This is a genomic window from Bradyrhizobium sp. USDA 3315, assembly GCF_054056795.1.
The window spans coordinates 5167409-5187935 of record NZ_JBSRYP010000001.1 but is presented as its reverse complement, the minus strand read 5'-3'; the positions used below and the strand labels follow the sequence as shown (position 1 = coordinate 5187935).

Here is a 20527-nt window from a genome sequence, read left to right as displayed (position 1 = left end):
GCCGAAGCGACGCAAGAGGCACGCGCTATCGCTACAGCGTGCGCACGAACTGTGATCCGATCGCGCTCCGAGCGTTCTGGAGCATGCAGGTCGAGGCGATGAACTGGAGCGGCATCGGGCATGCCAAGTTTGCCGCGGCGCTCGGTCTTCCGCCCATTCGTTGCGGATCTGGCGCGATCGTCTCGAAGACTCCAGCGACGAGATGGACTGGCGAATGTTGCTTCGTCCGGGTGCCCGGGCTCAAATAAGCAGCGCTGCTAACTGCGCGCGACGCAGATGCCGCTTGACGCCGGAAGCGGTGGACGGGCAGTCGAATGGGCGTCGGTTCTGCCGTGCAGTAGACGGAGAAGCCCGGCGTCAGCGTGGTGCACGTTTGCCACCGCCATGGCGTCGCCCCCAGCATTGTGTTCAGCGGGTCGAGCTCGGCCTGGCAAGGTACCGCGGCTTGCGACGGTGACGCTCGTCGACGGCGCGGCCGATGATCTGCCAGCGGTTGCTGTCTTGCGCGATCTGGTGCAGCTGTCCGACGGCATGACTGCGATCGAGCTGGCCGATGGACCGCGCGTCTTTGCGCCGGCCGACAACACTTCGGCTGCGGTGATGCGGCAGCTCGCCGCAAAGGAGGCAGCATCATGATCGTCGTTCCGGCTGGCGTGAAAGTATACCTGACGCTCGGCCGCACCGACATGCCCAATGGACTGGCGATCCAACGGAATTCACCTCGGGAGCGATTGAACGCGAGCTTCAACTCCCAACAAGCTCGCGAAATTGGTGACATGGGCTCGCGTTTCCGCCGGCAACGAACCGCTCGCAAGATGTCTCTCGTAACGCGTTGGTCCCCGCATGGACGCTGCAAACGTGCCCGGCACGCCACATCGGTCGCGAAAGCTCAGGTAGATGCACTGTACCAGCCAGATAGACCGACCATCGGAACGGGCATTTGAGAGCTCCAGGGTGACTGCGCACTGAGGATGGCAGCGTCGGCGTGCGTGTTGTGATCCTAGAGGGAGCGCGATCTCGGAGTAGGAGCCGAAGTTTGAGAAGGACGATTTTCGATACTCCAGGCGGGCCGTGCTATTTGCCTGTGCGCCCGCGTCGCAGAATTTGGCGATAACCGCCGCGCCCCAGTGCGAGGCCGGTTTGCACCAGACGGACAGTCCGATTGCGCAGATCGTGTGTTTTCCAGGCACGGTCCGAGATACGCTTGCTGCCGAACAACGCTTCAGCGATGCTGCGATACGTGCCGCCGTCCCCACGCGCATCGAGCGCGCGAAGAGCCGCGCTCAACCGTTCGCGTCGCTGTTTGGATAACTCGTGAAAGGCAGGACCCGGCGCACGCTCGCTCATGGCTCGCCACAGCCGTCGCGCAGCGTACGCCCGCGCGGCGAAGTCGCCGTCGAACGACAACGTGGCCACGTAGTGGGTAGCAACGGCTAGCGCTTCTCTTGACCAGACACGGTGGTCGACCGCGCCAATGCGCAGCACCGCATGCCAGCCGTCGGCGGCGCGGCGAACCCGGCCAGCCGCGAGATCGATCGACGGCTGAGACGCTGCGTCACTGCTAATGGGCGACGCGGTCGTTGCGATCGGAACGACGGTCGGCAGAACCTCGGGTGCCCAAAAGATCGTCCGTTGCTTGAACAATCTCTCCGGGTCATGGGCGAAAGCAGATACCGCGTCTCCTCCTGAATACGGATGTCACTTCGCCACCTGGGCTGCCGCCGACCATCGCTTCATAGTCGCGCCGGTGTCCGCGCTACGACGAAGACATTCCCGAGCGATGTCGGAGATCTCTGCGTCCTGAAGGCTCTAGCAGAATTCCAGCAGCCGTCAGTCGAACCCAGGTATTGCTTCCACCCGCATGCACGCAGCCAACAAGAATTGCGGTGCAACAATTGTGAACGAGCCAGTTGTAGGATGCCCTTAGTTTGGCAACACGTGATGCTTCTCGATGACCACGTTTTTGGCTGGAGAAGACGATTTCCAAGCCAGCGCGTTGGTCGACAAACTCTTCTAACTTGCCTCCGCACCGCGCAAGAGACGGCCCCCTTCGGTCATCCACTTAGCGCGCGCAAGGTGACTCTGGTATGCGTTGCGCGCGCGGTCAGGGTCAACCTCGGGGTCGATATGCAACACGATTCGAACGACTTCTCTCCAGTCGGCGCCTTCACTTTCGGCCTGCAGCAGACGCAAATACGTGATGGCATGCTGACGGTCATAGGATGTAGCGGTTTGATCGCTGGGTGCAGCGTCCGCTACATCGGGGTTGAGCGGCGGTTTGGACATCGGAGGCTACGCCTTACGAGGAAGAGACATGGGATGTGCGGTGTTCAAATAAGCATCTTTGGCATGCCACGTGCTCTCGACGTCGTCGAAAGTGCACTTTCTGACTCGGGAACTCGGGCAGCCTAGTTACCTCTGCGTTTAGGTCGAAAATACACCTTATTGCATCTATAAATACCCTATTACTGGCGAATTTGCTAGAGCTGGCAATGGTGATCTGCATGATCACCGCAAGACAGATTAGGGCGGCCAGAGCCCTTCTAGGTTGGACCCAGCAGGACTTGGCAGACAAAGCGATCGTTGCCATTAACGCGATCGCACGGATTGAGAGGGGAAGTTCGGACCCTCGTGCGAGCACCACCAATGCAATCGAGGCTGCGCTTAGGAAAGCCGGGATTGAATTTATTTCCGCTGACTTAAAAGGCGAAGGGGTCCGACTTCGAAGTCCCAAGCCCTAATTTACTCTTGGTATCAGAAGGAGCCGACGGTCTTCGCCGCTTGGCTGCTCGATCTAAGGACGAGCATCATTGCGCAGTTACTGTCACGAACTGATGGAAGAAAAATGCTCTTTTCGCTTCCTTCAGAGCGCGCAAGAAGCGCAAAAAGCCCCGCCTCCGGGGAGGCGGGGCTGATCGCCAGCGATCAGTCGCCGCTGCGGCGCGACCAGATCAGGGTAAAGCCCTCGTTGCCGTCGACCTTCACCAGCGAGGCGTAGATCGGGGCCGGGAAGCTCGGATCGTCGAGCTTGACCGAGAGGTATTCGCGATCGCTGTCGCGGGCGGTCTTCTTCCAGGCGGCGCCGAACTCGGTCACACCGGCGAAGATGCGGTAGTCGGGCGCCTTGTCGTTGTCCTTCTCGGATGCGGCGAAACGTGCCTTGATGTTCAGCGTCAGCGTCTTGATCGAGCCGACGTAGCCGTTGTCCGAAGCGGTGAAGGTGCCGATGGTAGCCATGGTAGTCTCCGTTTGTTGCTCGGGCCGCGCCCATCGCAGCCTCGATAGCGATCCTTGGCCCGGGGAGCGATCGGCCCGCAGCCTTCAGGCCCGCAGCGCAGCGAAGGACGGCGACAAGCCCGCTTTTTTGTCTCTCGCGAGGAATGCCGCCCCTTCGCGGCAGGGGAAAAAAGCAGGCGCAGCCGTTGCGGGAAGGCGATCGAGGCCTTGGCCGCCCCTCGGGCCTGATCAGCCCATTCGAGGTTGCGTTGGACGCGCCATGAACGAACCGACGGAGACCACCGTGGCGGCCGACACCAGCGCAGTACAAGGACTTGAGCCAAATCGATCGGGCACATGCTGACATTTGGTGTATCAACAGCTAGGAGACGTATGCCGGCAAACACCAGCGTCCCTCGTCGCAGTCCCGCGTGCCGAGGCGAAGCTACGCCTGGAGCGATGCGACAGACCGCAATCTCAATGCTCCAGGCATTACACGAGCAGCGCGTTCGGCCTTCTCGCTCGATGCTGAATGACGAGCACGACATAACGATCCCTTGGCGGCCGCAGACGGCGTAGATCAAGGTGATCGAGGTCTCGATCATGACGGGGCCTCCAAGCAGCGGTCGCCGCCGCTGTACGCAAACTAGATCGGCCGCGCGCCGGTCAGGCGCGCGGCCGAAATTTTGGCACTTGCCGGGGGACGCTCGCGCGGCTCCGCTACGTAGTCCGGTCATGTCTGCATCGAGACGCCGCGGCTCAGGCCGCGGCGGAATTTTCTGTCTGCAACGCGTGAAGATAATCCGCCGCGTGCTGCGCATGCGATGAGGCGGTGAAGATGGCGCGCTTGTCGTTCTTCAGGACCTTGATCCAGGAGGCTATATAGGCGGCGTGGTCCTCCCTCACCTCCGGCGTGAGGCCCAGATCGGCAGACAGGAAGGCCGCACCCAGTTCGGCGACCAGTTCTTCCACCGCATAGCCTTCATCCCCAAAACGTTTGCGGCCGAAGTCACGATTCAACCGGCTTTCATGGCCTGTCCAGTGCGTGCATTCATGCGCAAGCGTTGCGTAGTAGCTGATCGCATCGCGGAAGAAGTCGATGCAGGGCATATGAATGTTGTCGGTCGAGGGAACATAGCAGGCGCGGCTGCCGCCATGGACGATATTGGCTCCGGTTGCCGCAAAGAACGCGTCGGCGTGGGTGGTGCGCTGAATGGGGGCGGTCGGCTGCTCTGGCTGGCCGTAGTAGTGCGACGGAAGCCCGCCGATCTGCTCGACATTGAAGACCGTGTAGCCCTTCATGAAGGGGATCGCGCGTCCGGCCTCGTCGCCTGTTTCGGACTTGGTCTCTTTTCGAATGATCCTGTCAGCATAAACGACAAGCGTCCCGGTCTCCCCTTTGCGGACTTTGCCGTCAAGCGTGCTGGCCTGCTTGTAAGTCATCCAGATGGGTGCGGTGTAACCGTTCGCGACGGCCGCCGACCACAGCATGAGAATGTTGATGCCATTGTAAGGAATGCCGTTGCCGCGCAGAGGTCGCGAGATGCGCCCCGTGCCATGTTCCGCTTTCCACGGCTGGTGCCAAGGCCTTACGCCTTGCTCTAGCTTCTGAACGATCTGATCCGTGATCTTCTGGTAAACGTCGGCTTTCATGAGCTTCTCCTAGTTTGCCGGTCGCGCATGCAACCGGAACTAGGCCAGCGCCAATGAGCGGGGGGTGGCCGTCACAGGCCGGAAAACGAGCGGGGCTGGTGCGGGCCGGAGCCGAGCGAAGCGAGGCGACTACACGGCCCGCCGTTTTCCGCCCCCATTCTTCATGGGGACTTGGCCTTCACGGCCTGGGGGCCGCAGGCCCCAGAACATACCGACGAGAGTGGTGAGGCCTCGTGGGCAACGTCTGAAAATGAGAACGCGCTAGGTGATGTCGTACCAGACCACCCGCTTCAAAAGCATGGCGGTCGCGCCGTGCGAGCCTAGCTTTCTCGAAAAACTATGGAAGTAATCGACAAGAGTCTGCTCGCAAGCGCAAGGCTCCCGCAGATAGGCAAAGCTCAAGAATGCACGACAGCCACAACCGCGAGCCGCATTGGCCCCGTACCGCCTCGAAGCTTCGTGCCGCCGCTTACTGCAGCGTAAGGCCGTAAGCTGGCGGAGCGCGTCAACGACGCGCTCCCTCTTCTATTCGTTACCGCTGATGTCCGAGCCCGATCCCGAGATGTAGCGCCTTCTGGCGCAGCGCGCCGACAGTGCGCTTGGTGATCTTGGCTATTTTAACGACCGGAGTGCGTGCCTTCGAGTGCGCCTTCAATTCCTTGACATCGGCCTTGGTCCATTCGCGACGCTTGGCACGTTTCTTTGTTGCTTTCTTCGCCATGACAGCTCCTTAGATTTAGGAGCGGCTTGTAACACAGCTTCTTAGCGAAACAATGTCTGGTCATCGGCATTCAAGATGGATCATCGTTGAGCGTCCAACTTTTCCTGTCTGGCGCCCCTCTCGCCGACAGGTAGCGCCCATTGCTCATTAAGCAGCCAACAAAACGGATGTCCGCAGACGGTTTGCTCTCGACAACGTCCTCAGACTTTCGCGATGTGTGCAGCAGGGATGCAAATTCTTCGTCCGAGATTTCGCAGTCGGGGTATTTCTCGCGGTCGAAGAACGCCACTCCAGCTTCGACGAAGTCGACCGCAGTATGGCCCCGACCTTCGGACAGGATGGCAGGTAAGACTCCTTGATGGAAGAGTCGACGTGCGGCCGATTAGCTATTCGACACGCTCGAAAGCTATGGCGTGTTTGTCACTCGGGGCGGCGAACTTGACAACTGGCTGACTAGTTTGACGGTCGCTGGCAAGAAGACGATCCGTGGGCAGCTCGGCACGTTCCTTGAAAGATCCGTCGGATCCGACCGGGCGCCTGAGCACGACGCCAGGCTTTTCCATGGTTGCGGCGATGACGTCCGGATCCTCGCTTTCCTTCGCCGCGCCCTGATGAAAGAGATTGCTGTCTGCGCCCCACGCTTCCAGAGCCGCTTTCATGGAAGGAGCGGCTATCGCCAGATCGAAGAAGCCCAGCGAAGTCTGGTAGGTTCTCAGTTTTCTGGCCATCGGTCTGATCAGACCTTCCCGTTCGATAGTTAACGTCGCGCACCCTGCGATATGCCGCGGCGTCTGACGGAACATGCCATGGCTTTCAGCGTTCCCTCATTCTTGAAGGACGTCCGTGCCTTACACAACACGCTCTGAAGGATTGGCCATTGAATGAGCCGGACGTCGACCCTGCCCAAACGCCTACAGCCGATGCTCGCTACGCTCACCGACGCGCCGTTCGACGACCCCGGCTGGGTTTTCGAGGATAAGTACGATGGCTTCCGGATGATCGCGGAAATCCGCCGGGGCAAGGTTGCGCTCTACAGCCGCAACGGCAAGATCATCAGCCGCAGCTATATCGAGGTCGCCAAAGCGCTGGAGGGCGTGAAGGGCGACGCCGTGATCGATGGCGAGCTCGTGGCGATCGGAAGGGACGGCGTTTCGCATTTCCAGCTGCTGCAGAACGCGCTGCGTCATGAAGCGAAGCTCCTGTATTGTGCCTTCGATCTCATGTTTCAGAACGCAATTGACTTGCGCAAACAGCCTCTTCTCGAGCGCAAGGAGCGGCTGAAAGCGATCCTGCCGAGCCACCGGCTGATCGCCTTCAGCCGTCACCGCAAAGCGAACGGCACGAAATTCTTCGCCGAGGCCGAGCGGAAGCGTCTGGAAGGCGTTATGGCGAAGCGCGCCGACAGCGCGTATGGGTCCGGAAGCCGGACGGCGGATTGGCTGAAGATCAAGACAGCAAAGCGGCAGGAAGTGGTGATCGCGGGATTCACAGCGCCTAAGCGCACCAGACCGTTCTTCGGCGCCCTGGTCCTCGCCGTGCGGGAAGACGACACATGGCGCTATATCGGTCATGTCGGCACTGGCTTCAGCCACAAGGTCCTGGAAGACCTCCATGCCAAGCTCGTGAAGCTGACGACCCCTAAATCACCCTTCCCTGCCAAAGTGAAGGACGAGGCTGCCACGACCTGGGTCAAACCCTCGTTGGTTGCCGAGGTCAAATTCGCGGAGTGGACGAGCAAGGGCGAACTGCGCCAGCCCGTCTATCTCGGGCTCAGGTCCGACAAGCGGGCGAAGGAGGTCGTGCGCGAGCGAGAACGTCCGCGCAAATAGCGCTTCCCCCCGGGGGCGTAGCCCGGCAAACGGAAGGATTGACGCACTCGCCTCCTCCGGCCCTCCGCGGTGGCACTCAGTCGCCTTCAAGGTCGTGGATTTCCGGTCGCATGCCGTCTGGCGTGAGTTCGAGCGTCGCAAACGTGATCGGCAGCTTGAAACGCCGAGGTCCCGCGCTGCCGGGATTCAGGTAGAGAATGCCACCGACCGTGTCGATCTTCGGCACGTGGGAATGCCCGGAGACGATGACGTCGATGCCGCCACCGGGATCGGCCTTCAGCGTCTTCAGGTCGTGCAGAACGTAGATCGACTTTCCCGCCAGGCGCACAAGGTTCGTGTCGGGGTAGTCGCGAGCCAACTCGCCACTGTCCACGTTTCCACGAATGGCCGTGACAGGCGCAATCCGGCGAAGCGCGTCGACGATCTCGGGGCGCCCGATGTCGCCGGCATGGATGATGTGATCGACGCCCGTCAGGCCTCGTTCCGCCTCGGGCCTCAACAGGCCGTGCGTGTCCGAAATGATTCCGATCCTGAACATCATTTCCCGGCGCTCTCAACTGCGATTGCCAAAAGACGATCGAGAAACTCTACCTGGGCGGACAGCATCTTGGTCCGCGCGAGCTCGATATCAAACCATTCCGCCCGGTCGACTTCGGGAAAGCTCTGCCGTCGACCGCTTCGAGGCGGCCATTCGATATCGAAGGTATTGCTGGTCAGCGCTGCCGGATCAAAGTTGCCCTCGCCGGCGAATGCGATGACGCGCTTGCCTCCTCGCTGTCGGACTTCCCCCAGCGCCTGGAGTGGACCAATCGAAGCGCTCGGGCCGAGTTCTTCGGAAAATTCGCATCGAGCGACGTTCTCCGGAGCATCATTGGCATCGATTTCGCCCTTGGGAATGGACCAGGCGCCATCATCCTTCTTACGCCAGAACGGACCGCCGGGATGAACGAGCAGTACCTCGAGCCCACGAACGCCCTTGCGGTATGCGAGAATGCCCGCGCTCGAGGTCGATCTCCTGGAAGTCTTTTTCACCGCAACCATATCGCTCCTACTTTGCAGAGCAATCGAGAGCCGGCGAGCCGTCGTCCCGCCATACCGGACCGCGCTCGCCGAGCGCCTGCTTAGCCTCGTCCGCGGTCCTATGCACCGTTACTTCGGCCTCGCGGTCGGCCGCCTTCCTGGCGTCGCGCACCGACCCGCCGGGCCGCCCTTGGACGGCCGACGAGATGATCTCGCGTGACCTCGTTGAGACGCCATTTGCAAGAGCCTGCCGCGGACGACGAAGGAGTGGCCGTCCGGCGTCACCGGATGCTTCACGACACCTAAGCCGACTTCCGCTGCGGCTTGGCCGCCGGCTTCTTCGCCACGGCCTCTTTCGCCGGCTTCTTGCCTGCGATCGGCATCAGCATTTCCTTCTGCCCGGCCGCTGCCTTGCGCGGCTTCTTGGCTGTCTTCTTCGGCGCCTCTGTCGCGGCCGCGCCCTCTCTTCCGATGCTCTTGCGCAGCGCGTCCATCAGGTCCACGACGTTCTCACCGCGAGGACGCGCTTTCGCGGTGATGGGCTTGCCGGCGCGCTTCTGATTGATGAGATCGATGAGGGCGGTTTCGTACTGGTCTTCGAACTTGTCCGGTTCGAAATGGCCCGCCTTCTGATTGACGATGTGCTTGGCGAGATCAAGCATGTCCTTGGTGACTTTGACGTCCTGGATGTCGTCGAAATACTCTTCGGCGGAGCGGACTTCGTAAGGGTAGCGCAACAGCGTACCCATCAGACCCTTGTCGAGCGGTTCGAGCGCGATGATGTGCTCGCGATTGGTCAGCACCACACGGCCGATCGCGACCTTGTTCATCTCGCGGATGGTTTCCCGAATGACGGCGAAGGCATCGTGCCCGACTTTACCGTCAGGACGCAGGTAGTAGGGCCGAATGAGATATCGCGGGTCGATCTCGCTCCGATCGACAAACTCATCGATCTCGATAGTTCGCGTTGATTCCAGGGCAACGTTCTCAAGCTCCTCCTTCGTCACCTCTATGTAGGTATCGGTGTCGACCTTGTAGCCCTTGACGATGTCCTCGTTGTCGACCTCCTCGCCGGTGTCGGCGTCGACCTTGGCGTACTTGATCCGATGGCCGGTCTTTCGATTCAGCTGGTTGAATGAGACCTTTTCGGAGTCCGAGGTGGCCGGATAAAGCGCGACCGGACAGGTGACGAGGGAAAGACGCAGGAAGCCTTTCCAGTTAGCGCGGGGGGCCATGCCGGCGGAACTCCGATACTGATACCGGATTCAAGACGAACGACCCGGCTTGGTTCCGACATCGCGACCCGTCCCAAAGGAGGATTTTTCTCAGCTGCTGCTAGGTCGGACTCGACATTTGTTCTTGCTATGTTCTAATTCGGACATGACCGACCGACCCGCGAGCTGGCGCATGCCGAACCCGAAGCAAATGGAAAAACTGACCGCTGAAGCCGACCGTAGACGAGCGCCGTCCGCTGCGGGTCCAGATGCTCCGCTCCCGGCCGAATATTGGGAATCGGTCCTCAAAGACCCTCGCGCCGGCCCGGCCGTGGCCCAGGCTCGACAGCGACGCCTCTCGGAAATTAAGGGCCACGTGCTGCGCGTCTCCTGCCGCCGCTGCGAGCGGACCGTCGAAATCCAGACCGCCGATGCGGTCCGACTGTATGGCGCCAACGCCGTCTGGAAGGACGTGGCGCAGCGGTTGCTTGACAACACCTGCCAGCAGCGCACCGGCCGGCATGAAGAAGACGGGTGCTGGCCAGCGTTCGAGACGCCATAGTCGCTCTGTGGATTTGCCGATCCGATCTCTTTGCGCCTGGATCTCCGGATGGCCCCGAAGTATCACCCTACGCCCCTGTCGGGCGGCGATCGCAAGGCTCTGGCAAAGGAGCTCGGCAAGGCGCGCGCAATGGCTAACATCCTGGCTACCCAATCGGCGGAGATGCGGGCCAAAGGCGAGGCGATGATCCAGCAAGCCGATAGGCTGCTTTGCGAAAGCTGGAACGAGAGAATGTGGAGTGATGGCGAACCGATCGATCCCTCGCCGACCATCGATCAGGCCGTGAACGGAGGCTTCCCCTAGCTGGAGATCAAGTGCGCGCGCTGCAAGACGCCGAGCGACGTGGATCTCGCGGAGATCAAGCACCCGCCGACCACCTTCGTGCACGATCTCGCCAGCCGGCTGCGCTGCCGTAAATGCGCCAAGGCGGGCCGGCGTCCATCCGCGACTCTGTTACAGTTGACGTGGCAGCCGCGCCACCCTCGAACCGAATCCTGAGCGATGTGCAATCTTTATTCGATCACGACCAACCAAGCTGCCATTAGCGCGCTGTTCCGCGTCGTGAACCGATACGTTGGCAATCTGGCGCCGATGCCCGGCGTGTTTCCCGACTACAAGGCGCCGATCGTGCGGAACGGAGCCGAGGGCCGCGAGCTCGCTACCGCGCGCTGGGGAATGCCGTCATCTCAGCAGGCCCTCATGGACGCCACGAAGAAACGAGCCGAAAAACTGCAGGCCAAGGGCAAGACGGTGGATTTCAAGGAACTGCTACGGATGGAGCCTGACAGCGGCACGACCAACATCCGCAACGTGACGAGCAAGCACTGGACTCGTTGGCTCGGCGTCGAAAACCGCTGCGTGGTGCCGTTCAACTCATTCAGCGAGTTCAACAAGGCCGAGGGCGGTGATATCTGGTTCGCGCTCGATGAGACCCGTCCCCTAGCCTGCTTCGCCGGCATCTGGACCAACTGGACGTCAGTCCGGAAGGTCAAGGAAGGCGAGACCACCAACGACCTCTACGCGTTTCTCACGACGGAGCCGAACGCAGAGGTCGGCGCCATCCATCCGAAGGCGATGCCGGTGATCCTGACGACACCGGACGAAGTCGATACCTGGATGACCGCCCCTCCAGACGAGGCCCTGGAACTACAGCGGCCGCTGCGGGATGGATCGCTCCGGGTCGTCGCCCGCGGCGTAAAGGAAGACCTGTCCGGGTCGGTGGATTGACCGGGCAGGCCGCCGTCAGCGACAAGACCATTCATGTCGGTCGCCTTCTACGCAGGTTAGAGGATCACTCGCGATCCACGAATCGCTCATTTCTAACATCCTCGAACCCGTAGCCATCGCGCCGGCGCATGAAAGGAAAGGCCAGCGGGGGTTGTGTCGCGGGTCCGCATAACCGAGGATAGCTGGGGCCGAACCGATACGAATTGGGAGATGGGCTCCTACTACGGCACGCGTGTCCCCACCTCGCCAAGGATTTTCAATAGCCTAGTGATGCTTGGCAGGGGCTCCGCCTTGGCGCAGCAGCCGCCGTATCAAATGATTGGTAGAAGCAATGTCGATAACATCACCGCTGAGCGTCAAAGGTGCGCTCCAATCCGACCCGCTCTGCGCAACGTTCATGCGCATGGCTGAGAAGATCTGGACAACACTCCAACAGGCCCGCGCCCTGGGAATTAACCGTGGAGAGGAAACAGTCACGGACGACCTGTTGCTGGATGTTCAAACTTCCCATCCTGCCGAGGTCGCAACTTTCCAATTCAACAAGTGGGAGGAAGGGCAGACCGGCGCCGACTGGGAATGGTGGCTAACGGATGGTCGTGCTTGGCTCGGGCTCTTAGTGCAGGCGAAGATCCTACATGCGAAGTCCAATCTCTATTCCAAGATCAAGCACAAGGTCAGGGGACGGCCGCAGATCGATATCTTGATCGAGCAAGCCGGTCGCAAGGGCATTCCCGCGCTTTACTTTTTCTACAACCATACCCACCTGTCGTTTCCACCGCTCACATGGAAATGCGGGTCCACCGACGAAGAGATACAGCAGCTGGGCTGCACTGTTGCAGACGCTTTCGCTATTAGGCCATTGGTTCGGCCTGGTGGCGTTGGTATCACCTCGCTTGACCCAGTTACCATGCCCTTGCGGTGCATGATTTGTTGCCGCGGGCGCGTCCTGCCGCCGGACGATACGCTGCCCAACCGCGCCGAGAGCATCGTTCGGGAACTGCAACGCCTCGGTAATTCAGGTGACTATCGGGCCAGCCCGCTTCCCCTGCTGAGGCACGATCCTCCTTCCTACGTGAGGCAGCTCCTGGCCGCCCCCCAAGATGAACGACACGCGGTCATTGACCGTTTACGGGCCGAGGTTGGACCGATCGGGTCACTCGTAATTTTGAAGGAGCGACGCGACTCTGCCCCAGGGTAGGTCCGCCAGTCGCCAGATAGCGGGCCCACCACGAGCTTTGGCGCCGAGAAAACGTCTGTCTTCTCTGGAAATTCGCGTCGATGAAAAACCAAGGCAAACGTGCCAGCAACCGACCAAGGTATCTGCCCGCAAGGCAGCGATATCGCACGCAATAAGCCTGGCGCACGGTGCGCCGAGATCACGCGGCCGTGCGCTAGCAGCCGCGGCACGCGAGTTCGCTGCGCTGATCGCTAGGTCCCTTGGCCGGGATACTCGATTCGGAACCAGTCTTCTGCTGCCTTGCGGAAAGGTGCCCGTGCTTCGTCCATCGCGGCTCTTACTTCTGCAAGTTGGGACTTATCGGCGGCCACGAATCGATAGCCGACCGCGAGCCGCAAGAACAAGAGCTCCAGGAGGTCCGACAACAGGCGTGCCTCGTGAGCAAGGTGAACCGCCTCGCGGCGCTCATCGGACCGCCGGTCGCGCTCAAGCACGATCGCGACGCCCACCATGTCGGCATGATGGACGTGGCTAGCCATCGAATAGCCGTGGGCAAGAGCACCGAGATCACCGAAATAGGGATCGCCCGAGCGGGAGAGTTCTCCAATGAGCCCGGTAAATCCCCAGCGCGTTTCCAAGCTGCGACGGGCCGCCTTGTCGTAGCGGCCGGAGAGCTCGGCAAGCTCGCTATCCGGTAACAGCAGGTCTCGAATGGGAAGCCACTGCTGCGCATCTGGATCGGGAACGGCGGCAAGAACGGTTTCCACTTTTCGATGCTTCTTGAGCAACGCGATATCGAAGAGATTATCGGCGTACTCAGTGTGTCGCGCCGCGAACTCCTGCCGCGATTGCAAAAGATACGCGAACTTTAGCGAGGCCTCGACCACTGACCTAGCCAGGACCTCCGCATCCCAGAGCTGGCCGTAGGCGCAAAGCAAGAACGCGCTTTCTGTAGCACGGGCTGCCGCGGTCAGCAGGAAAGAAATCGTTTCTCGCTCGTGGGGCTGCCAGCCAGTATAGGTCGATACCGGTGCCATCCTCGGTAACAGGCGTCGCGTAGCCATCAGCGTCCGCTCGGCCCATTCGCGCTGGACCGCGTACAAGTCCTCGCTATTCATCACCGACTCTCTGCCGACGAGGTCACGTCGTGCGTTGCGCTGACGTTGAACCAGCTTCCAAGGGCCGCCAGCTCCGAACTTGCATGCCCTGCCGAATCCCGTACGGTGACTAGAACAATTCCTAAGCGCCACCGCAACATGTCATGCTGTCGCCGCCAGGCGGACGATTAGACTGCAGGCACTGCTCACGGCCGCTTGCTGCGGGGGCGGCCTTTCAATTTCGACGACAGCTGGGCGGCTTTTGCGAAGTTGCACCGGTGCTGCAAGATGCACGTCTCGCACTGGGGGGATCGCGCGGTGCATTGAAGGGCCGCAAAATCGAGAATAGCCCAGTTCACAATGGCAGGTTTGCGCGAGCGAACGAGGAGGCGCGCCAATGCCTGCAGGCGCAGGTCGTAGCGAATATCCACCAGTCGGCGTGGCTCGAACACGCGATCGAGGATCCGGGCCATGTTCGCGTCAAGAAGGGGCTCGGGCCGCTCGTGCGCGAAGAGTAGCACCGCGCTTGCGACGTATTGGCCAACAGCGGGTAGCGCTTCGATCTCGTCCCGCGAGCCCGGGAAGTGGCCTCCGCGTCTTACCATTTCGCGCGCGAGGGCCTTCAGGGCGATCGCTCGGCGCCTCCACAGGCCGATCGGACGAAGCGCCGTCTCAAGCGATTCATCCGGCGCGGCATCGATTTCAGCCCAGCTACCAAACCGCACGAAGAAAGCGTCGAAGAAGCGACCGACTGTCGCTGCTTGGGTTCGCTGCAGGAGCACCTCAGCAACGACTTGTTGGTAGAGGCTAGCCCCTGGCGAGCGCCACGCAAAATGGCGCCCTTTCACCTCGGACCACGCCAGCAGCCGCCGTCGGCACCAGCGCGCTTTCTCCAGCACGTCCTTATCGAACACGATAATCGGCGTAGCCGCGTTAGCCGCGCTCACTGGGCTCCGTGAAGATCCGGCTCGTGCCGCCATGCTGCGTTATCCGTGGACGCACCTGCACCAATCGAGGGCGCGCGAAAAGATTTCGTTGCGACGGGGTTGATTGCACGTAGCACGTTCCCGGCGCGAGCTGTTGTAGTGGGATGTCCTGGAATTCTGGGGCAAATCGCACGAGATCGTTGATGTTGTCGCGTGTCCCAAGGCTAAAGACAAACCTGGTCGTGATGAAGCGGCGGATCTGCAGGGGAATTGACCCGACGTCCTGCGTCGCAAACACGTAGGAAGTCCCCTCGTGCCGCATCAGGCGTATCCGTGCCTCGATCTTCTCGCCGAAGGCCTCGCTCATGTACTCGTGCGCCTCGTCGAAGACGACGAGCTTGTTGAAGCCGCCCTGCACGCGGCTGATGTAGTTCGAGCAGACGAGGAAGAAGCGCAAGGCATCTTCCTTGTTGAAGAGCGGTTGCCTCAGGTCGAAGATCACGGCGCGACCCGGGCGCAGGATCTGGTCGAAGCGAAGTCCCCGGTGGGGCGAAAGGTACCTGCGAACGAACTCGAGCCTAAGCTGCGCCGCGGCTTGGCTGGACCGGTTCAAGGTATTCGAAATGCTTCGCTCCAGGCTGTCCAGGCTCACGTCGCCAGCGGCCTGCAAGTCCATCAGCGTATTCCTGATCGCGCGAGCGAACACGGCGTTGCTGCCGGGTTCACCCATCAGCAGCTCCCAGTCCTCGACACCGAGCGTCGACGGGTCGAAGAAGAGCTCGGAGGCAGGCAAGCCGCCGTATTCCGCGACGCGTTCATCAGTGAGCTGGCCGGGCAGGCAAAGAATGTGGATGTCGTCGACAGATCTCGGTGATGCCTGGTAAAGCTGCTGCAGGCGCTCCCGGTCGGCCGGATCGGGATTCGGAACTGCCAGCGAGCTTAGCTCGAAGCGATCGGCAGAGTGCCGACGGTAGTTGAAGATGACGACGGACAAGGGCGAGGGCAGCGAGTTAATGCCGGCGATCGGGACGAGGGCCGATTCAACGAGCGTGCCAAGCAAGTAGCTCTTGCCAGACCCCATGTAACCAAACACGCCCATCGCCTTGGGATGGTCGAGGTCGAGAGCCACCGGCTCGTTGCCGCCAACAAGATTTCCCAGCAGCGCGTAGCGCGTGGCTGGCTCGCTCCAGCCAACGTAGGCAGCCGGCGGAGCTAAGCTTGCAACGTTGACAGTTGGCGAGGCGGCTTGTTCGTCGACGGCGCTCTCGGTGACTGCGGCCTCCGGAGGAGCGGCACCGGGCGGCGGCGAGGCGGATTCCTCCGCTGTATCTTCGACCGGCCTTGTCTCTCCATTGCCGGGCCCGGGCAAGGGCGGCGTTCCTCCTTCGTTACCGCCATCCTGTCCCGGCCCGCTCGTTCGGCCAGTCCCAAGACCAAGCATCGCTAGCAGTGCCGGGGTGATGTCGGTTTCTGCGGCCGGGGGAATCGTTGCTCGCTGGGCAAGTAGCGCGCGCATCGCTGCGTCGATCTCGATCCTCAGTGCAGCATCGTCCGGTCCAGGAGAAGTGCCGGGCCACCAGGTGCCGGGTACCGCGGCAGGATCGATGAAGGCCTCGTAGCTTTCATCCGCACCGCGGCGCACGATGCAAGCGGAGCCGCTGGTCGTGATGGATCCTGGCGCAAACCAGAGCAACATCGCCGCGCCGGCATCGACGACAAACCGCCCATTGACCACGTGGCGCAAAATCGACGCCCTAGTCGCGGGGTCGAGGGGTTCGTCAGCAAAGCTGAGCGCGAGATCCAGGAGGGCAGCGCAAGCTTGTCGTCGAGCCGCGGTGGCGGCTGGATCGGCGGCCAGCGCAGGTCCCGTGCCCAGTGCCCTTGCCATCGCACGGACAAGCGCCGCCGCGTCCTTGAGCTGCTCCCTTGCACGGCGTAACTCTGGGTCGGAATCGGGGGGAATCGGCTCCGGTTGCGCGGGCCTGCCATGATGTTTCACCTCGATCGGCACGATGCCGATGCGCACGGCGCCATCCTCGACAGTTACCTTGAAAACGAGGAGATCGGCCCTGCGCTTGGGCTGCTCGCCGGCGATACTGGCAAGGATCGGCGCAACCGGGTCGATGGGCAGCAGGCCGGCAAACGTATTTGCTCCTAGCGTCACCCACTGCTGCGGCTGCGGATGCCCGGCCGGTGGAAGTAATGCTCTCGTCGCGTAAAAATGACCCGCTGCCGCGCTTTCCTGCGTGCCGCCCGCGGCTTGTAGCGAGGCGAGGCCGATACCGCGGCGGCCGAGCTCTGCGACCATCTCTTGGGCCTGGGTCTCCGATAGGCCTTGGCGACCGGCGAGGGCCTTCACGAGCGAGCTCGGGATGCGAGCAACAACGTAGTGAGCACGTTTCGCAAGTGCATCTCGATCGGACTGGTTCCCCGGGAGCCATGACGGACGCCACTCCCACAGCATTCGATCGGCGCTTCCGCCGGCCCTAATTGTGCTCGAGAGCAGTGCAGGATCGATGTTCAGCGTTCCAAGCACCTCCCACCGGGCATTGCTTCCAATGCCGAGCGCGCTTGCCTGGGGCGCTACGCGCAGGGCAGCAGGACCGGTTGGCAACACGTGCTCGATGTTGGCAAGCAACCGGGCAAGCCCGAGCAGGTCATCGCCCGGCTGGGCCGCGTACTGCTGGTCAAGCACTTGGCCCCTGATGAAGGGGACGGTGAAGCGACGAAGCGGCAAGGGTCCTAGCACCCCCGTCGCGATCGAGTTGACCGCGCCCATGTGGGCGCTGGCATTCTCGATGAGGGCAATGTCCGACGCTGGAACGGTGGACGCGCTATAGCGCCGCCACTCGAAGGGCCGCTCGCTCCCGTCGGTGCCACGCTGGGCAAGCAGGCGGTCCCGCGCCGGTGGATTACCTTGCCTGTTGCTCGAGTCCCATATTCTCGTTGCGCCGCCTAGCAGCGACACACCGCGTAGTGTCGCTCCTCCCACCGCGCTGACGAGGGCCTCGTCGATTTCCCTCGCGCGCGGCGCGGTCGAGATCGACCTAACGTCGATCTCGAGCGAGCCCAGGTAGGGGTGTATGGCCAGATAATCGGTAATGGCCTGGCTGACGACCTTCTCGTTGATGCCGCTCGGGCCGCCCCACGGAAGCTCCAGGCCCACCGCCAGCCTCGGCACGCGCACGAGGCCATCATTCCCGAGGATTCCGAGTGCACTCCACGTCGCGAAGTCTGCATCTTCCCCTGGATCAAGGGGCACCGCGACCATGGGTACCGGCTGCCCCGTCACTGACAGCGTTGTCCCGGTGAGCGGCAAGTTCCAGCCCTCGGCGAGGCCTAGGAGCGCGGCGTCAACGCCAGATCCCTGCGCAAGGCGGGCCACGGAAAACGCCCACGCCAACCGCGCAGGATGCAGCGGTGAAAGAAAGATGGCCTGAACCTGGCCGAGGCTCGCGCTTTGAGCATCGTCGACGACAATAATTGAAAACGGGTAGCTGGCCCAGAACGCGTCGGCCGGCGAGAGCGACTTTGCGTGCTCGACGAGATCGCTATGGGCTTCGACAAGCGCGCGAACGGCGGGCCCAGGCAAGTCACCGGGGTTGACTGCCGATAACCATATCTCCTCCCCGCCCTGTTGCACGCCGAGGTGACCAAGGACGACGCGCGACGCCGCGATGAACTTGGTCCAGGCTGCGCCAACTGCAAGCGCGGCGCTCGGCCCGTTATCCACGCCGGGCAGGTGGAAGCCCGCGGGTAATGTCGCGAGGAACGTCGGGGCAGCACCGGCTATGTTTTGCGGCCATTCAGCAACCACGTGCGAAGTGCCGAGCACGTATTGAAACAGGCTTTCGGGCAGGCCACCGGTCGAACCACGCACGGCGCTAACGAGGCTTCCTTGGAAGCGGCCGAGAACGCTGGTGCGCGCACCAGAAGATGGAGGCCTTCGGCCAGGTCCAGCCCCGGTAATTGCCGCGACGAGCCCGGACGTGACCGCCTTGGCGCGTTGCTTCACCTTGACGACGGCAATTGGTCCAGCGGCCGAGCTCGTGACCTGGTCACCTTCGTCGATCCGCGCAACGACCTGCTTCAGTCCGGTGCCGGCAACAGGGTCTAGGTTGCGAGCCTCGACATCGACGCTGCCCTCAGTCGCGAACGAGCCAGAGTCATCGATCCTGCCATCGTAAGAAGCGAGCGTATACGAGCCCTCTCGCTGCAGCAGCAGGTCGGGCGTAGCGCTAGCGTCCCATGAAGCGCCGCCAGCTCCACTGCGCGTGAACGTATCTCCACGGTCAGGCGCGACGGCGAGCTTGGAGCGACTTGCCTCGTATGCAACGAGCGTGGGCGAGAAGCACGATGGAACGACAATCTCGATCGAGTGGTCGAGCTTCCGCGGCTGACCCCAAGCCGTGCCGTTCCAATCCTGCGCGCTTGCTGAAAGGTGCAAGGTTCGAACAGGATGCCACGAGCCGGACGCCTGGCCTGCCGCGTCAATGTTGGCCGTGTAGGTTAGGGCCAGATCGAACTCGACCTCGAGCTGCGCGGCGGGCACGGAACGAACGTTGCGTTTTTCCGCCTTTAGACCTCCGCCGGACAACGATATCTCCACGGAATCTGGATCGACGATCGTGGCGCCTGCTGGGCCGCTTCCAGGGAGCGTGGGTGACACCACGAGCGATGTCCAAGGCTCCCTGAAGCGCAGTGACAGGCCTGTCAATGCAACTACAATCCGCTGCTTCTTGGCCGACCTTGCGATAGTCACCACCCCCATTTCGCGTCTGGAGGATGAGCGTGGCGTCCCTGCCCGGGATTGCGACCAGCGACGTGCAGGGCGGATTCGTTTCGATGCCGCGTGCCTGTTGCAGTGCTTCCCGAGCTCGCTGCAGCTGCTGCGTGTTAACCCCCCACCAAGATGGCACGGGCGCCATCGGAAACCCGGGTGGCGTCGTCGCCAGCACGCTTGGAGACGATGCCGCGGCGAACACCCTTCGGCCGACGACGGGACCGGGACTTCCGGGCTCTATGGACAGCGCAGCCGGCCAGTCGAGGCCTCGCCACGGAGTGGGCTTTTGGACACCCGGCACTTGTATGTCGAGCGCGGTCAGCAGTGTCTCCATCCCGCCTCGCGGGATGACGAATTCGTCGACGAACTGCTGCCACCAAGCCGCGAGCTTCAAGGGGATTGCCTCGAGCCGCTTCATGGGGCTACCCAGGAACGGGTTGTCGGTATCGTTCTCGCGGGCCGGGACGGGAATCCCGGCCAAGCGAAGCAGCTCCCAGGCGTGTCTTTCTACGGGTGCCGAGCCGAACCGCCGCAATCCATCCTCAAGGTCGGACCAGGTCGAGGCCCAGTGTTCGAGAAACCGGTCGCTCCAGTGCTCGGTCGCAGTGCTCCCGGCTCCCTCGAATGCCTCTACCAGGAGATCCGCGAGCCACGCGGCGGTCTCGGCAAAGGCCCTGAATGCCGGCCCACCCTGGGGAAGCGCAAGGCTTCGCCACAGCTCCTTGACGCATAGCTCGGCGAGCAACTCCGTGGAGCATTCTCCCCCGCCCGTCCCGGGAAACCGCGCCGAGATGAAGGGGCGCACGACGTCGCGGAACGAGGTATCAGGATCGCGCTCGCTTCGCCTCCAAGCAAATACCCTGTCCTCGGTTGTCCTCCATCCGAGGACGTCGGGCCAGCTCACCTGGACGACACCGCTTGGCACGGTCGCCCGTTCGCCGACCAGCACCGCGCGGGCGATCACGACCGAGTTGCAAGTGGCAACGAGGTCATACATTTCCTGCTCCAGGGCAAGCGGAAGCTCGACCGAGTACAAGCCCTTGAGCGCTGACAGGTGAGCAGCAATAGCTCGTCCGAGAAGTCCCATGCTATCGAACCTTCC

General features: G+C 62.1%; 20 protein-coding genes and 2 pseudogenes. 8 read left to right on the top strand and 14 right to left on the bottom strand.

All coding sequences use genetic code 11. The annotated features are described in order from the left end of the window. The first annotated feature begins 453 nt into the window (after positions 1-453). Positions 454-636 (top strand): hypothetical protein, encoded by a 183-nt coding sequence (locus ACVIYL_RS24040; protein ID WP_456780022.1) that lies wholly within the window; start codon positions 454-456, stop codon positions 634-636. Continuing rightward, the gene (locus ACVIYL_RS24035; RefSeq protein ID WP_456780021.1) at positions 633-944 is read left to right on the top strand and encodes a hypothetical protein; all 312 of its coding nucleotides are present in this window, start codon (positions 633-635) and stop codon (positions 942-944) included. Before ACVIYL_RS24040 ends, ACVIYL_RS24035 begins: the two co-directional genes overlap by 4 nt. Before the next feature lie 130 nt (positions 945-1074). Here the strand turns inward: ACVIYL_RS24035 and ACVIYL_RS24030 are convergent, their stop codons facing one another. Then, entirely contained in the window at positions 1075-1644 is a 570-nt protein-coding gene (locus ACVIYL_RS24030; protein WP_456780020.1) for a DUF2285 domain-containing protein, read from the bottom strand. A 369-nt stretch (positions 1645-2013) separates the two neighbouring features. Continuing rightward, positions 2014-2286 carry a DUF2285 domain-containing protein gene (locus ACVIYL_RS24025; protein ID WP_456780019.1) on the bottom strand — a complete coding sequence of 91 codons (273 nt, stop codon included), beginning with the start codon at positions 2284-2286 and terminating at the stop codon, positions 2014-2016. Between the two features lie 206 nt (positions 2287-2492). On the opposite strand from ACVIYL_RS24025, the gene ACVIYL_RS24020 reads away from it, so the two are divergent. Next, positions 2493-2741, top strand: a complete 249-nt coding sequence (locus tag ACVIYL_RS24020; protein WP_456780018.1) for a helix-turn-helix domain-containing protein — start codon at positions 2493-2495, stop codon at positions 2739-2741. Positions 2742-2925: 184 nt separating this feature from the next. On the opposite strand, the gene ACVIYL_RS24015 is transcribed toward ACVIYL_RS24020, so the two are convergent. The 5 genes and pseudogenes from ACVIYL_RS24015 to ACVIYL_RS23995 form a co-directional block, all read right to left on the bottom strand. After that, positions 2926-3237, bottom strand: coding sequence for a DUF736 domain-containing protein (locus ACVIYL_RS24015; RefSeq protein WP_456780017.1), 312 nt, complete (start codon positions 3235-3237; stop codon positions 2926-2928). 738 nt (positions 3238-3975) lie between these two features. Further along, a complete protein-coding gene (locus ACVIYL_RS24010) occupies positions 3976-4869 on the bottom strand; it encodes an ArdC family protein (RefSeq protein WP_456780016.1) in 894 nt (297 codons plus the stop codon). A 532-nt stretch (positions 4870-5401) separates the two neighbouring features. Next, positions 5402-5590: a hypothetical protein gene (locus tag ACVIYL_RS24005; protein ID WP_076830891.1), complete on the bottom strand. Its 189-nt coding sequence runs from the start codon at positions 5588-5590 to the stop codon at positions 5402-5404. A gap of 70 nt (positions 5591-5660) precedes the next feature. Beyond that, positions 5661-5879 carry a hypothetical protein gene (locus ACVIYL_RS24000; protein WP_143271099.1) on the bottom strand — a complete coding sequence of 73 codons (219 nt, stop codon included), beginning with the start codon at positions 5877-5879 and terminating at the stop codon, positions 5661-5663. Positions 5880-6072: 193 nt separating this feature from the next. Next, positions 6073-6318, bottom strand: a pseudogene (locus ACVIYL_RS23995) (cell envelope biogenesis protein TolA); the annotation flags it as partial. 153 nt (positions 6319-6471) lie between these two features. Here ACVIYL_RS23995 and ligD point away from each other — a divergent pair. Then, a complete protein-coding gene (gene ligD, locus ACVIYL_RS23990; RefSeq protein ID WP_456780015.1) occupies positions 6472-7419 on the top strand; it encodes a non-homologous end-joining DNA ligase in 948 nt (315 codons plus the stop codon). 76 nt (positions 7420-7495) lie between these two features. Here ligD and ACVIYL_RS23985 read toward each other — a convergent pair whose 3' ends face one another. The 3 genes from ACVIYL_RS23985 to ku all read right to left on the bottom strand — a co-directional run bounded on the left by ACVIYL_RS23985 (position 7496) and on the right by ku (position 9674). Then, complete coding sequence (locus ACVIYL_RS23985; protein ID WP_141340651.1) at positions 7496-7960, bottom strand: metallophosphoesterase family protein; 465 nt, start codon at positions 7958-7960, stop codon at positions 7496-7498. Next, entirely contained in the window at positions 7957-8460 is a 504-nt protein-coding gene (locus ACVIYL_RS23980) for an NUDIX domain-containing protein (RefSeq protein ID WP_456780014.1), read from the bottom strand. Before ACVIYL_RS23980 ends, ACVIYL_RS23985 begins: the two co-directional genes overlap by 4 nt. A gap of 281 nt (positions 8461-8741) precedes the next feature. Then, the gene (gene ku, locus ACVIYL_RS23975; protein WP_456780013.1) at positions 8742-9674 is read right to left on the bottom strand and encodes a non-homologous end joining protein Ku; all 933 of its coding nucleotides are present in this window, start codon (positions 9672-9674) and stop codon (positions 8742-8744) included. A 145-nt stretch (positions 9675-9819) separates the two neighbouring features. Here ku and ACVIYL_RS23970 point away from each other — a divergent pair, with 145 nt between their 5' ends. The 4 genes and pseudogenes from ACVIYL_RS23970 (at position 9820) to ACVIYL_RS23955 (ending at position 12640) form a co-directional block, all read left to right on the top strand. After that, positions 9820-10215: a hypothetical protein gene (locus ACVIYL_RS23970; RefSeq protein WP_456780012.1), complete on the top strand. Its 396-nt coding sequence runs from the start codon at positions 9820-9822 to the stop codon at positions 10213-10215. A gap of 48 nt (positions 10216-10263) precedes the next feature. Further along, a pseudogene (locus ACVIYL_RS23965) lies at positions 10264-10713 on the top strand (hypothetical protein). 3 nt (positions 10714-10716) lie between these two features. Then, positions 10717-11442, top strand: coding sequence for an SOS response-associated peptidase (locus tag ACVIYL_RS23960; protein ID WP_456780011.1), 726 nt, complete (start codon positions 10717-10719; stop codon positions 11440-11442). A 331-nt stretch (positions 11443-11773) separates the two neighbouring features. Next, positions 11774-12640, top strand: coding sequence for a DUF6615 family protein (locus ACVIYL_RS23955; RefSeq protein WP_456780010.1), 867 nt, complete (start codon positions 11774-11776; stop codon positions 12638-12640). Positions 12641-12870: 230 nt separating this feature from the next. On the opposite strand, the gene ACVIYL_RS23950 is transcribed toward ACVIYL_RS23955, so the two are convergent. The 4 genes from ACVIYL_RS23950 to ACVIYL_RS23935 all read right to left on the bottom strand — a co-directional run bounded on the left by ACVIYL_RS23950 (position 12871) and on the right by ACVIYL_RS23935 (position 20512). Beyond that, a complete protein-coding gene (locus tag ACVIYL_RS23950; protein WP_456780009.1) occupies positions 12871-13737 on the bottom strand; it encodes a DUF5677 domain-containing protein in 867 nt (288 codons plus the stop codon). Positions 13738-13922: 185 nt separating this feature from the next. After that, positions 13923-14663 (bottom strand): hypothetical protein, encoded by a 741-nt coding sequence (locus ACVIYL_RS23945; RefSeq protein WP_456780008.1) that lies wholly within the window; start codon positions 14661-14663, stop codon positions 13923-13925. Then, positions 14650-19239, bottom strand: coding sequence for a hypothetical protein (locus ACVIYL_RS23940; protein ID WP_456780007.1), 4590 nt, complete (start codon positions 19237-19239; stop codon positions 14650-14652). The genes ACVIYL_RS23945 and ACVIYL_RS23940 overlap by 14 nt, the downstream gene beginning before the upstream one ends. Next, a complete protein-coding gene (locus ACVIYL_RS23935; protein ID WP_456780006.1) occupies positions 19133-20512 on the bottom strand; it encodes a hypothetical protein in 1380 nt (459 codons plus the stop codon). The genes ACVIYL_RS23940 and ACVIYL_RS23935 overlap by 107 nt, the downstream gene beginning before the upstream one ends. Between the last annotated feature and the right edge of the window lie 15 nt (positions 20513-20527).

Bases quoted from the DNA above. Each gene is read 5' to 3' on its own strand.
- ACVIYL_RS24035 (WP_456780021.1), top strand. From the start codon at position 633: ATGATCGTCGTTCCGGCTGGCGTGAAAGTATACCTGACGCTCGGCCGC.
- ACVIYL_RS24025 (WP_456780019.1), bottom strand. From the start codon at position 2,286: ATGTCCAAACCGCCGCTCAACCCCGATGTAGCGGACGCTGCACCCAGC.
- ACVIYL_RS24020 (WP_456780018.1), top strand. From the start codon at position 2,493: ATGGTGATCTGCATGATCACCGCAAGACAGATTAGGGCGGCCAGAGCC.
- ACVIYL_RS24015 (WP_456780017.1), bottom strand. From the start codon at position 3,237: ATGGCTACCATCGGCACCTTCACCGCTTCGGACAACGGCTACGTCGGC.
- ACVIYL_RS24010 (WP_456780016.1), bottom strand. From the start codon at position 4,869: ATGAAAGCCGACGTTTACCAGAAGATCACGGATCAGATCGTTCAGAAG.
- ACVIYL_RS24005 (WP_076830891.1), bottom strand. From the start codon at position 5,590: ATGGCGAAGAAAGCAACAAAGAAACGTGCCAAGCGTCGCGAATGGACC.
- ligD (WP_456780015.1), top strand. From the start codon at position 6,472: ATGAGCCGGACGTCGACCCTGCCCAAACGCCTACAGCCGATGCTCGCT.
- ACVIYL_RS23985 (WP_141340651.1), bottom strand. From the start codon at position 7,960: ATGATGTTCAGGATCGGAATCATTTCGGACACGCACGGCCTGTTGAGG.
- ACVIYL_RS23980 (WP_456780014.1), bottom strand. From the start codon at position 8,460: ATGGTTGCGGTGAAAAAGACTTCCAGGAGATCGACCTCGAGCGCGGGC.
- ku (WP_456780013.1), bottom strand. From the start codon at position 9,674: ATGGCCCCCCGCGCTAACTGGAAAGGCTTCCTGCGTCTTTCCCTCGTC.
- ACVIYL_RS23970 (WP_456780012.1), top strand. From the start codon at position 9,820: ATGACCGACCGACCCGCGAGCTGGCGCATGCCGAACCCGAAGCAAATG.
- ACVIYL_RS23960 (WP_456780011.1), top strand. From the start codon at position 10,717: ATGTGCAATCTTTATTCGATCACGACCAACCAAGCTGCCATTAGCGCG.
- ACVIYL_RS23955 (WP_456780010.1), top strand. From the start codon at position 11,774: ATGTCGATAACATCACCGCTGAGCGTCAAAGGTGCGCTCCAATCCGAC.
- ACVIYL_RS23950 (WP_456780009.1), bottom strand. From the start codon at position 13,737: ATGAATAGCGAGGACTTGTACGCGGTCCAGCGCGAATGGGCCGAGCGG.
- ACVIYL_RS23935 (WP_456780006.1), bottom strand. From the start codon at position 20,512: ATGGGACTTCTCGGACGAGCTATTGCTGCTCACCTGTCAGCGCTCAAG.